The 12,995-nt window shown below is 39.0% G+C and carries 11 protein-coding genes and 1 pseudogene; 3 read left to right on the forward strand and 9 right to left on the reverse strand.

Annotation, left to right across the window (positions count from 1 at the left end; genetic code table 11):
• Nucleotides 1–154: 154 nt before the first annotated feature.
• From ACAN53_RS12755 to galU, 8 genes and pseudogenes are all read right to left on the reverse strand, one after another.
• The gene (locus ACAN53_RS12755; RefSeq protein ID WP_379970497.1) at nt 155–355 is read right to left on the reverse strand and encodes a hypothetical protein; all 201 of its coding nucleotides are present in this window, start codon (nt 353–355) and stop codon (nt 155–157) included.
• A 123-nt stretch (nt 356–478) separates the two neighbouring features.
• Nucleotides 479–1,555, reverse strand: a complete 1,077-nt coding sequence (gene sfnG / locus ACAN53_RS12760; RefSeq protein WP_379970498.1) for a dimethylsulfone monooxygenase SfnG — start codon at nt 1,553–1,555, stop codon at nt 479–481.
• A 617-nt stretch (nt 1,556–2,172) separates the two neighbouring features.
• On the reverse strand, nt 2,173–3,144 hold the full coding sequence (locus ACAN53_RS12765) for an AraC family transcriptional regulator (RefSeq protein WP_379970499.1): 972 nt from the start codon (nt 3,142–3,144) through the stop codon (nt 2,173–2,175).
• A 13-nt stretch (nt 3,145–3,157) separates the two neighbouring features.
• Nucleotides 3,158–3,967 (reverse strand): oxidoreductase, encoded by an 810-nt coding sequence (locus tag ACAN53_RS12770; RefSeq protein ID WP_379970500.1) that lies wholly within the window; start codon nt 3,965–3,967, stop codon nt 3,158–3,160.
• 301 nt (nt 3,968–4,268) lie between these two features.
• Nucleotides 4,269–4,464: pseudogene (locus ACAN53_RS12775) on the reverse strand (hypothetical protein); the annotation flags it as partial.
• Between the two features lie 283 nt (nt 4,465–4,747).
• Entirely contained in the window at nt 4,748–5,830 is a 1,083-nt protein-coding gene (locus ACAN53_RS12780; RefSeq protein ID WP_379970501.1) for a glycosyltransferase family 4 protein, read from the reverse strand.
• An 18-nt stretch (nt 5,831–5,848) separates the two neighbouring features.
• Nucleotides 5,849–7,093 (reverse strand): flippase, encoded by a 1,245-nt coding sequence (locus ACAN53_RS12785; RefSeq protein ID WP_379970502.1) that lies wholly within the window; start codon nt 7,091–7,093, stop codon nt 5,849–5,851.
• A gap of 356 nt (nt 7,094–7,449) precedes the next feature.
• On the reverse strand, nt 7,450–8,325 hold the full coding sequence (gene galU / locus ACAN53_RS12790; RefSeq protein WP_379970503.1) for a UTP--glucose-1-phosphate uridylyltransferase GalU: 876 nt from the start codon (nt 8,323–8,325) through the stop codon (nt 7,450–7,452).
• A 742-nt stretch (nt 8,326–9,067) separates the two neighbouring features.
• Here galU and ACAN53_RS12795 point away from each other — a divergent pair.
• The 3 genes from ACAN53_RS12795 (at nt 9,068) to ACAN53_RS12805 (ending at nt 12,541) form a co-directional block, all read left to right on the forward strand.
• Nucleotides 9,068–10,135, forward strand: coding sequence for a glycosyltransferase family 4 protein (locus ACAN53_RS12795; protein WP_379970504.1), 1,068 nt, complete (start codon nt 9,068–9,070; stop codon nt 10,133–10,135).
• Nucleotides 10,136–10,334: 199 nt separating this feature from the next.
• A complete protein-coding gene (locus ACAN53_RS12800; protein ID WP_379970505.1) occupies nt 10,335–11,102 on the forward strand; it encodes a polysaccharide deacetylase family protein in 768 nt (255 codons plus the stop codon).
• Nucleotides 11,103–11,371: 269 nt separating this feature from the next.
• Nucleotides 11,372–12,541 (forward strand): acyltransferase, encoded by a 1,170-nt coding sequence (locus ACAN53_RS12805; protein ID WP_379970506.1) that lies wholly within the window; start codon nt 11,372–11,374, stop codon nt 12,539–12,541.
• Nucleotides 12,542–12,634: 93 nt separating this feature from the next.
• On the opposite strand, the gene ACAN53_RS12810 is transcribed toward ACAN53_RS12805, so the two are convergent.
• Nucleotides 12,635–12,790 carry a hypothetical protein gene (locus ACAN53_RS12810; protein ID WP_379970507.1) on the reverse strand — a complete coding sequence of 52 codons (156 nt, stop codon included), beginning with the start codon at nt 12,788–12,790 and terminating at the stop codon, nt 12,635–12,637.
• Nucleotides 12,791–12,995: the final 205 nt, after the last annotated feature.

Genomic DNA, 12,995 nt, shown 5'->3' on the forward strand with positions numbered 1-12,995 from the left:
TTTCTTGCTTCGTCCCTATAAAAATAACAGCCGCATCTAAAGGGACGATAACTTTGATGCGCTTTGGTTACCGGGTACCTTGCTTCTTGCTCAAAGCGGTCACTAAACAGCTCTTTGGTTACCGGCTTCTCTTGCTTTTTGCTCAAAGCGGTCACTAAACAGCTCTTTGGTTACCGGCTTCCCTTGCTTTTTGCTCAAAGCGGTCACTAAACAGCTCTTTGATTACCGGCTTCCCTTGCCTTTTGCTCAAAGCGGTCACTAAAACAGCTCTTTGGTTACCGGCTTCCCTTGCTTTTTGCTCAAAGCGGTCACTAAACAGCTCTTTGGTTACCGGCTTCCCTTGCTTTTTGCTCAAAGTGGTCACTAAAACAAGGGATTGGTTAGGAAAAGAAATAAGGTATCCTTCTCTATTTATGTAAGAGTGGGATACCTTTTTCAGTGTCCGCCTCAATAGGCGGCTGTTATTTTTTCACTACTATTATCTTATAGCTGCTTTGCTGAGCTGTTCCTCTTTTTTCCGAACGAGCGGAAGGACCTGCTCCCCAAAGGCTTGTATCTCTTCTTCGTAATGAAGAAATCCGGTTAACACAATATCTACTCCTACTTTTTTCAATTCGATAATCCGATCTGCTACCTGCTCAGCGGTCCCGATTAATTTCGTACGAAAGCCATCGTTGTATTGAACCAAATCCTCAAAGGATGAATTGGCCCACATTCCGTTTCCTTGCGGAGATGCTTTTCCGGCAAACTTTACTTGGCTTTTAAAGCCTTCTACCGCTTCATCATCTGCATGAGCGATAATATCCCTTAGAACTTGCTGTGCTTCCTGCTCTGTTTCGCGGACAATGACAAAGCCATTCACTCCAAATTTTACTGTGCGCCCTTGTAGTTTTGCTAATTCTCTTACTTCATCAATCTGTTGCTTTATATTTTCAATCGAATTTCCATTCATGAAATAAACGTCCGAAACGCGGCTTGCCATCTCCTTGGCAGCTATTGAATTCCCGCCTTGAAACACAAGTGGCTGCGTAACAGGCTTTGGTTTTAAGGGTGCATCATGAATCCGGTAAAAATCCCCTTGATAATTCGCAATTTCCTTCGTCCATAGTTCCCGAAGCACTTGAATAAATTCCTCGGACCGGCGATATCGCTCATCGTGATCTAACCAGGGAAGACCGTAAGCTTGAAATTCACCTTTAAACCAACCGCTTACAATATTCACAGATACACGTCCATTGCTAATATGATCAATCGTTGAAATAATTTTCGCCATCACACCCGGATGCCAAAGGCCAGGAAGAATCGCCGTAATTATATTTAGCTTTGATGTAACACTCGCCAAGCCTGCTGCCAAAGCCGTCGCCTCTAACTGCTTTTCAGCCCCGTAGCTTGCCAAAAACCGTGTTTGTAATAACACATAATCAAACCCAGCTTCCTCTGCCACTTGTGCATAACGCTTATTGTCTTCAAATGACCAGCCCGTTCGTTGTTCAATATTTGAAATAACCAATCCTCCGCTTACATTTGGTGCCCAATATGCAAATTGCAAACTCATTTTCGGTTCCTCCCTTTTTTTCCGCGTAGAAACAAAAAAGGACTCTACTTCCTTATTAGCTAAGAAAGAAGAATCCTCTAGTTATCTAGTCAGATTGTTTATATTAATTTCTTTGATACTATCATTATTTTTCATATGTGTAAAGTCGGAATTAGCCTATTCTTTTTAAAAAAAAGTAGCCGTCCGCTTATTTTATTAAAAGTCAAAAAATAAATATAGAGCTTTACAATTAAATGTGTCCTTGTAATATCACACATTATATAGGGTTAAAAGGAAAGGATAGATGAACAGGGGATATACCTGCTTATATCTATCCTTTTTGTACAACATATGACCGTTTAAGTAGAAATCTTCACAATCTTTTCTTTACCCTAACAAGATTTAATCTCTTAAATGTGTTGAGGCATTAAAAAAAGACGCCCTCCTATTCAAGAAAGGCGCCCGATTGCTGAATAGTGATAAATGAAAATAGACTTCAAAAGACTTAGTTTATTTTACTCAAGTACCCTTTTTTAAGTGCATAATTTCACAAACTGTTTTGTGAATAAAAAAGGCGACAGCAGCTAAGTAAAGCATCGCTCTCGCAGTTTAACAATATATTTTCCATTAAGTTTTTTCTATTTATGAAGTGATTTATAATCTGAAATTGTTTGTCCAGTCCATTTTTTAAAAGCACGGACAAAAGAATTAGAATCCGCATAACCAAGTAAGTATGAAATATCGCTAGTAGTTAAATTCGGCTCTTGAAGATAGTGGAATGCAAGCATTTTTTGAACCCCTTGTAACTGTTGATTGAATGTTGTGTTTTCAGCGCTTAAATTTCGCTGAAGTGTCCTTACACTAATCCCTAATGAGTGAGCAATTTCTTCTAACGTGTAATGTGCACTTGGAATGGCTGTGAATAAAATTGCTTGGATGTTTTGGGAAAAGGATTTCTGTTGAGAAATCTCTTGGAGTTTTTTTGTAAACTCTGGTTCCAAATACTCCCACATAATATTGTTTTCGGTTAAAAAAGGATGATTCAGATCTTCTAATTTAAATATTAGTTGATTCGTCACGCTTTTTGTTCCACGAATTGCAAAGAACTCTTCTATAGGAAAACTATAGAAATATGGTCCCTCAACTAGAAGGGGAACAATTGTTTTTCCCGTAGCCGTTCTAAGCAAACTAACGAGCAATAACTGCTCGTTTAATAAAGCAAACCGAGGGAGTTCCTGATTAGGATAAGTAAATGAAAAATGATAACTCACAGTATTTGATGTCTCATTCATCTGTATTTTTATTGGACCAATCAACCCTTTGTATTTTGCTAAACGTTGAATACCTTCATAGCCATTTTTTGCTGACAATGCGGCAAAAAATGGCGGCATAAACATATTGATATTTTCAATTTGACTGAAGGCTAGTAATTGCTCATCCGACATTACATGATCAAATTCTTGGAGAAGCCGATAATATTCAAGATTGGTTAAGATTAACGTCTCTTTCCAAAGCATATTAGGAATATTGGCTTTTTGTAGAAGCTCTCCCATAGACACACCTAATGATGAAATAAATTGTTGAAACTGTTTGGTGATAGTTATCTTCATGGTTAATTCCTCATTACATGTTTTTCATCAGTTTATCATAGACTCTATCTGGTAAAATGGTTTTTAAAAAGACAATCGGTTTTGCGCCAAAACCAATGAGATAGCGAGTTTTAGGTCGTTTTTTCTGAACTGCTTTTACAATAGTTTTCGCAATTAATTCAGGCTTTGATAACATATTAGAGGAATAACGCTTTTTCATACTTTGCGCTGTTTTTGTAGCTAATTCTTCATAAGCTCCGCCTTTTGAAGTTTCTAGCAAATGATCTGCGGCAATAAATCCCCAGTCAGTTTTAATCCCACCCGGTTCAATCAATACAACGTCTATTCCATAATTAGAAACTTCCATACGTAAACAGTCGCTAAAACCTTCTAAAGCATATTTTGTCGCATGATACCAAGCTCCAAATAATGTAGTGACCCGACCGCCCATTGAAGACGTATTAATAATCTTACCGGAGCGTTGCGCTCGCATAGTTGGCAGAACCATTTGTGTAAGACGGGCTAATCCAAATAAATTTACATCGAATTGTTTTCTAGCTTCTTCCAAAGGAACATCTTCAACTGCTCCATATGACCCGTACCCTGCGTTGTTAATCAAAATATCAATCCGACCTTCAGCTGTAACAATTGAATCCACGCAATTTTTAATAGAGGATTCGTCTGTAATATCTAAACTAATCGGAATAACGCCTTCTTTCTCTAAACTATCCATTTTTTCTAATCGACGTGCTGCACCATATACTTTATGACCTTGCTTTGCTAATAGTTGTGCAGTCTGGTAACCAATTCCGCTACTTGCACCTGTAATCAAAATAACTTTCATAAGTTAATTCCTCCTTCTTCAATATGGTACTCATTATAGAAGGAAACCATGTGATATTACACATCAATACATGCCAACTAAAATTCAATTTGTGCCAAGTAAATTTCAAAGTGCCACTCCCTTTTTGGACAGTAATTGTATACAAGGAAAAAGGGTTCGGTTTCTTATTCAGTAATTTGAAACGTATAAGTTCAATATTTCACAATGTTGCCTGTATTTCGACATAAATATCCAGTTTTCTTTAAAGTAAGTTATTCAATTAAATGGCCCGATTGTTGAATAACAGTAATCAAGAATATATCTATTTAAACATTTCAAAGTGATTTGCCATCCAATTCGTGTTATTTTCAGCAATATATTGTTTTGCAAGAACGAGTCAGTATAGTATTTTGGCTATTGTCTTTTTGTTTGTACGTTTTGCTATGTTGCTTGTAATACTCATACAACTGTTCGTTAGTCCGAATGGTGTTATGGTGAATCCCTTTACATTCGATATCGAATGTTCAGCTACCTCTTTTGCTGTATATACTTTCATTCGGCCACCACCTTTAATACGATTATTAACTCACTTAATTTCACTTAATTTTCCACTCGATTATAGTATAGGTAGTAAATGAGGTCATTTAAAGGTCTTGTTAAATAAAAAAGTACACCACTTTATAATTAGTGATGTACCATGGATTATATAATGTACAACATTATATAAAAGGTATTGAAATATATGGGATCGTTACTGTTTACGCATCTTTAAGTTTACAGAGGAGACAGCTACTTTCCTTCTCATACTAATGTTTCATACAATTGTTTGTACTTCTGTATCATGATATCATTGCTAAATCTTCCATAAAAGTCATCATGCGCGTTCTTTGCAAATTGAGATCGCAGTGCTTGATCTTGAATAAGCGTACCTACTTTTTCAGCTAGTGCCTGTGCGTTCTTACTTTCTACTAAAAATCCAGTAGAACCGTCACGTATGACTTCTTCGGTATTTCCTACTTTCGTTGCAACAATAGCCTTTTCATAGGCCATGGCTTCCAGTAGTGTAAGGGGGCCGCCTTCCCAAAGGGAGGAGAGAACAAAGATATCCATAATAGTAAATAAGTCATTGATATTCGGAATGTGACCGATGAAATGGATGTTATCGATGCCGTTTGCATATTGCTTCAGTTGATTTGTATAGGCCTCGTTTCCTTCCCCTGGAATAACAAAGGCAACGTGCCCCATCTGCTTGCTTATAATCTTTGCCATATCGATAAAATACTCAAGACCCTTTTGCACATCTAAGCGAGATAACGTACTAACGACAAGGCTCTGCACTGGAATACCTAGGCTTTCCTTTATCTCTTCCGGTGACCGAGACGATATGCGGAGCCGTTCGGGATTAATTGAATTGCGAATTGACACATACTTTTCAGGCTTTCTTACATAAAAGTGCTCTTTATTAAAGGCCAGTACCGCATCCGAAACGGTCACAATGGCATTCACGCGGTTTAAATAATAGCTATATTTCAATTTTCCCCACGGATTGACGAAAAATCCATACGTGTTATGAACCGTTTCAATCACCTTTACACCGCATGCTTTAGCTGCGGCGATTGCTTCAAAGCAAAAATGAGCCTGTACAACGTCAAAGCCCTCGCTCTTTATTAGCTTTTTTAGCGCGTGTATGCGTTCCTTCTTAGACAGCGCTGAAATTTCATAGTACAAATAGCCTTGTTTACTTAGGCGGTCGCTCACTTCGCCACCGCGAAAAGAAGCAACCCTCACATCGAACCGTTTTTCGTTCGTATTTTTCACTAAATTATAAATGACTTCTTCCAATCCGCCTTTATCAAGCGCTTCGGAAACGTGTAAAATTTTCATCCTTACGTCTCCCTTTTTCTACAAAATGCGAATGCCTCTTTTGCGCAAAATAATATATTCACGTATCGTAATGCTAAGCTCGGTTAAGACAACCGTCACCGCTGTACCGATATAACCGAAAAATGGTACGAGCACAAGTGCAAGTCCAACATTAATAAACGTTGTGACGAGCATAACCTGCATAAATTCTCGTTCGTAGCCGAATGTAACTAAGGTCTGCACACCAAATAAATTATTGAATCCAATAATAATTGGTAGCACCGAAACAATGCGAAGCGCCAGTACCGTATCTGTATAGTGCTGTCCGAAGAAAAGCGTGACGATTAAATCAGCAAAGACAAAGGTAATCACTGTAATCGGTACGGTTACGATCAGCAAAGCCGGAATTGACCGCCGTATAAATTGAATGGCCTTCTCTCTCGATTCATTGGCAAGTGAGCTAATATGAGGATACAAGGCACCCGCAACAGGATTCACCACACTAACGGCTGCGTTAATAAGCTTCTCGGCACCGCCGTAGGCAAATACATTTGCTTTGTTCGATAGCAAGCCAAGCAGTACCGTGTTTCCTGCTGTAAATATACTGACGGCTGCGTTCGAAACAAAGATGCTCCATCCTTCTACAAACTGCGCCTTAATTTCGCTCCATTTGGGTGTAAGCCAGCGAACCCCAAATTTATAACGAACCATAAGAAGTGACACAATGCCAACAGTGATATAACCGGCCGATAAAAGAATCGGAGAATATAGCACATCTTTCGGACTATGAATAAAAGCAAAAATTCCTAATGTAAAAATCGTTTTAGAAATGGCATTTAAAATCGTAATATACTTCATTTCCTCCATGCCTTGGAAGAAATAGACCGGAAAGAGAACCGTCCCAACTGTAATTCCGAAAAATAAGAGATAGAAAAGAAAATATTCATGGTACTGCGGCACGAACGTACAAATGAGTACAAGAACGAGAAAGCTTAGTAGCATGAGCAGTAATTTCACCGTTAAGGCCGTGCTGTGAATCCGGCGCACTTGCTCCTTATCATCTCTCACAATCGAAATTTGTCTCGTTGCCAATAAATTAAAGCCATAATCCGTCACCGTAACAAAAATAACGTTCATCGCTTGTCCGGTAAAAATTAACGCCTGATTTGTCCCTCCAAGCGTTCTCGTCAAATACGGCACCGTAATAAGGGGCAAAATATAATTCAAGCCTTGCAAAATTGCAAGTGACATAAAATTCGATACTAATTTACGTTTTGTAGACATAACTCACCACTTTTTATACAAATTCAAGAAAAAAAGCACGACGGAAACTGATCTTTGCGGGCATTTTGTTACCTCTAGCTTCTTTTTTCACCTTTTGCGGGCTCAATCCATGCTCTTTTGTTACCGTTCAGTTCCCTTTTCACCCGTTACGGGCTCAATCCATGCTCTTTTGTTACCGCTCAGTTCCCTTTTCACCCGTTACGGGCTCAATCCATGCTCTTTTGTTACCGTTCGGTTCCTTTTTCAACCGTTATGGACTCAATCCATACTAGATCCTAACTCATGAATTAGGCCACTGAAACATCGTACTTTTTCAGTGGCCACCTCTTGTGCACAGTATCCTTTTTCACCACTTGTTATTTTGTAGCTTGCTTCACTTTTTCCGTGATAAAATCAAGAACCTGATCGCGAAGCTCCTCATTTTGAAGGGCAAACTGGATGGTCGTTTCGACAAATCCCAGCTTTTCTCCCACATCATACCGGTCTCCTTCAAATTCATACGCAAAGACACGCTGAATGCCGTTCAAGCTTTCAATCGCATCCGTTAACTGAATTTCTCCGCCGGCACCTATTTGTTGCTTATCTAAAAACATGAATATTTCAGGTGTTAACACATATCTTCCTATAATAGCTAGGTTTGACGGTGCAGTACCAGGCGCTGGTTTTTCTACAAATTTTCGAACTTGATAACGCCGGCCTATTTGTTCAATTGGATCAATAATGCCGTAACGATGCGTCTGATTATCCTCTACATGCATCACACCGATGACAGAGGAATACGTTTTCTCATATTCATCCATCAACTGACGAAGACAAGGAGTCTTAGCCTGTACAATATCGTCCCCAAGAAGAACAGCAAACGGCTCATCACCAATGAAATGCTTCGCACACCAAATCGCATGACCAAGCCCATTTGGCTCCTTCTGACGAATATAATGAATATTAATTTCAGAAGACTTCTGCACCTTCTCAAGCAAATCAAACTTACCCTTTGCCATCAAATTCTGTTCCAAATCGAACGCATGATCAAAATGATCCTCAATCGCCCGCTTCCCTTTACCGGTAACAATTATAATATCTTCAATCCCGGAATCAATCGCTTCCTCTACTATGTACTCAATCGTTGGCTTATCAAGAATCGGAAGCATTTCCTTAGGCATCGCCTTCGTAGCAGGCAAAAAACGAGTACCTAACCCAGCAGCAGGAATAATCGCCTTACGAATTTTCTTCAACATAAACCCTCCTAAATTGTAAAGTGGAATCGGCTCGCTCAGCTCCGGAGGACGGAGGTTCCTCACCCATAAAGGCGCTTTTTGCCTTTACTGGGTGAGGGTTCTCCGGCCGGAAGGAGCTAGCCGATGGAACTAGATCACGTAAAGTGGACCCGGCTCGCTCAGCTCCGGAGGGCGGAAGTTCTCCACCCAAAAAGGCGCTCTTTGCCTTTATGGGTGGAGGTTTTCCGACCGGAAGGAGCTAGCCGATGGAACTAGATCACGTAAAGTGGACCCGGCTCGCTCAGCTCCGGAGGGCAGAGGTTCCTCGCACAAAAAGGCGCTTCTTGCCTTATTGGTGGGAGGTTCTAAGGCCGGAAAGAGCTAGCCGATGGAACTAGATCACACAAAAAGTGAACCCAACTCGCCCAATTTCATGTAAAATTTCTTTCCCTGAAACATCCATAGAAACCTTCTGTATGTCTTACATTTTTATACTCAATTTATAAGCCTATCCTTGAAAACACACCCATTGTATCATATTTCCCCTTAATCCGCTTTTATTCCCGGATATCCTAATTGATTGTAGGAAAAAATAGTGACAAATTGTAACATATTTCAACGTTTAGTAAAGAAATTTACATGAAAAAGGATTGAATTCTCTTGCGTTTATGATACGATAGCATATGAGTTAAACATGTAAATAAAGCCTGCACATAGTTTTACGTAAATGTTTGAAACTATTTTTAAGGGTGGGGTAATAGTGAGCTTGCAAATGATTTATGCATGCATTGCATCTTTCATTACAGTGTTGCTTATAACCCCTATCGTAATCAAGCTTGCGTTTAAAATCGGAGCGGTTGATAAACCGAATGCTAGAAAGGTCCACGTTAAAATTACTCCTCGACTTGGCGGACTTGCCATATTTATCGGGGCAGTTGTTGGATACTTAGTTGCCGGTTTATATCATGAGCGAATGACTACGATTGTGGTAGGAGCTATCATCATTGTAATTGTAGGAATTTTGGATGACATCTATACGCTGTCTCCTAGATGGAAACTTTTTGGTCAATTATTGGCTGCTATTCTGATTGTAAAAAGTGGTTTAACGATCGGACTATTGAACATTCCTTTTATTGGAGACTATAGTCTTGGCTATCTTTCCTACCCAATCACAGTACTTTGGATTATTGGAATCACAAATGCTGTTAATTTGATTGACGGATTAGACGGTTTATCTGCAGGAATTTCATCCATAGCTCTAGCGACAATTGCTTTTATGGCATTTAATCAAAATACAGTTCTTATTTTAACAATTGCTGTAATTCTTATAGCAAGCAATATCGGCTTTTTATTTTATAATTTCAACCCCGCTAAAATTTTCATGGGGGATACAGGTGCTTTATTTCTCGGCTATTGCATCGCTGTCTTGTCACTACTTGGATTATACAAAAGCGTTACATTGTTCAGTTTTATCGTACCAATTATTATTTTAGGTGTGCCGGTCTTTGATACAACCTTTGCAATTATTCGAAGAATTGTAAACAATAAACCGATTTCCGCTCCTGATAAATCACATTTGCATCATCGTTTATTAGCACTCGGCTTTTCACATCGTACGACGGTGCTTATCATATATGCATTCGGCATTTTCTATAGTGCAAGTGCCCTTATGTTTTCAAGATCAACATTTTGGACTTCGCTAATCATTTTGATCGTGTTAACGATTGTAACGGAAATATTTGCAGAGGTCACTGGAATCGTAAGTGAACGGTACAAACCGATTATCCGCATGTATAGAAAAGTAAAAAAACGTCAAAATAACATTTAAAAATGGGTATCCCAAATGTGGGACACCCATTTTTTTATGAATGACATAAGAACCGGTTTTCTGTATTTGTAATCCAACCTTTCCGGTTCACTCCTCTCATTCACGATTCCCCTAGGTTGCTTCCAGAATATGCTTTGATTAACGATAGCAAAACAGAATAACCTAAAGGTAAGATTCTGTTATGTGCAAGGTGATAAGCATGATAAATAAATGGATGCATTTTAGCGTGATGATTGTCGTTTTTTTCGTTTTTTCTTCTTCAAGTGTTGTAAATGCAATCGTACCTTCCAGGCTTCTTAGTTTTCATGATAATCCAAGTTCCTCTACTGTTTCACCTTTTCGGTCTGAACAGCCGCCAAGAAAAATTGCTTATTTAACCTTTGATGACGGCCCCAATCGGTACACATCACAAATTTTAAAAATTTTGCGTGATGAAGGTGCCCGGGCAACCTTTTTCGTGATTGGTACACGCGTGTCGTATGATCCAGACATAACGAAGCAAATGCTACAGGAGGGACACTACGTTGGGCTCCACAGCATGACCCACGACATAAAGCGTTTGTACAATGGCACTCCTACTACGCTCGTTCATGAAATGGAGGAAGCGCATGGCATTGTTCTTGCTGCAACTGGCTTAAGTACACAACTTGTGCGGGTACCATATGGAAGCAAACCGTACCTTACCCAAACTTACCGGGATTCATTAGTAAATGCCCATTTTAAACTATGGGACTGGACCATTGACACGTATGATTGGAAATCTCAAAGTAGCATAAACTCTGTACTACAGCGCGTAACCAATCAATCAACCCGAGACGTGGAAGTAATTTTAATGCACGATAGCAAGCTAACCGTAGAGGCATTGCCGCAAATTATATCGACCCTACGTTCCAAAGGCTATCTCTTGCTTCCGTATCGTCCGTCCGCCCATGTAGAAGTGAATTTTTGGCATGATGTAAGACTGTAAACCGCCATACTGACTTATCATCGAAACCATACTGCCGTGCAGATTGGACGGCGATAAGTCACGATTGGCTGTACAACTCCCTCTTGCAAGCAAGTCTATTCAAACTACATCTTCTGCTCCCTATTCGTATTTATAAAACGCTCCCACTTCATGCTAACGATATACTTCCTATTTTTCTAAAAATATCGTGATAGTTTTCACAAACTATTCATTTCTTCTTGTCACAAACGATACTATAATCGATATTGTACATTAAGGAGAGGATGAAAATGACTTCACGATTGGCAAAACAAAAGGTTCCTGAGCTAGATATTATCCAGAGTCTAGCATTTTTAGCCGTTGTATTACAAAGTTCTCTTATGTATACTATGACGCAGCCGAACCTACATCCAGAGCAAGCTGTTATGATTGGTATGTTTTTTAATTTTGCTAAATTCTCAGCGCCTGCCTTCATTTTTATCATTGGTTTTTCATTATTTTATAATCATGAAACACAGGTGAATTATAAACTTTATATCAAGGAAAAATTCTATACGCTCATCGTTCCTTATGTTATATGGTCGATGATTTATATGATTACATCGCAATCATCCTTTCCTTTCGTTCGGACGGTTAAGACATTGTTGACAGGGTCAGCTGCCCCCCATTTATGGTATGTGGTGATGATGTTTCAAGTCCATATTCTGTTTCCGCTTTTGTTTCTAACGTTTCATGCAGTTCGCAAGCGCGTGCATTCAAAAGAAAGCTTGTACCGGATTATGACATTGTTTGCTCTCGGCTATTTCGGACTCATGTGGCTGTCTTCTCACTTTATTTTTAACGGGGTCACGTTGACGAGTTCCTTGTTCCTCAAATATACAGATCGTTCGTTTCTATTTTATTCCTTCTATTTCATGCTAGGAGGCGTGGCTGCTGTCACCTTACCAACTTGGCGCAAGTTCATTATCAAGAACGTCCCGCTTAATACATTCTTGTTTCTCGTTTTATTTGTTATCGTTGGGTACGAGCTTCTATCCTTTGACGGTATACAAGCGATTCATCTTCAGGTTTCTACTTATTTGAAGCCTTCCATGTTTATTTATATTACAGTCGAAATCTTGCTTCTGTATGCACTTGCTATGACGATCGTCCACAGTCGTACGTTCGTATACACGGTCCTTACTTTTATCAGTCGGTTCACATACGGATCGTATTTGGCTCATGTTTTCTTTCTTGGACTAAGTGCTAAATTCCTTGCAGTATTTCAACTTACTAGCAATACATTCGCTTACAGCATTCTCTTATTTGCTGTTACGGTGGTCTTTTCCGTCACAACGATTGTGGCATTTAGTTTTATTCCGTTCGGTCATATGATCACCGGACCTGTTGTGAAAATGATGATTAAGCTCCCCATTCCATCCCTAGCATCCTTCGCTCCAAAAACACGAAAAGCCAAGTGAGGACAAACGCTCACTTGGCTTTTTTATGTAGATATTTTATATTTTTAAAGTGGTTTTTCAAATCCCCTAATGAGTTGAAAAGGCCGGCTTTATTTATTCTTCTATTACAACTGGTTCCTTGGAAGGTCGATATAATCCTTTAACCAAGTAATCATATTCTTTTCTTGTAATCTCTTTATTGTAAAGCTTTAACAATAAGTCTTTGTGCTCTTTTGAGAACGCCATCTTATTAATAACCTCTGGATACATGAGAAGCCCCCTTTTCGAATACAAACATTCCAAGAACCCTTGTTCGTATATCATTATAGAACAGCTTTCGACAGAAATCAATTTTGGCATTATAAAAATAGAGTTATTTTTAATTATTCTAACATTTATTTACAATTAAATCCATATACTTCCGTGTGTTTTTTGTACATTTTTTGTATATTTTTCTATTTATTAAGAAGAATAA

It is taken from the genome of Ectobacillus soli, from assembly GCF_042610425.1.
GTDB lineage: Bacteria > Bacillota > Bacilli > Bacillales > Bacillaceae_G > Ectobacillus.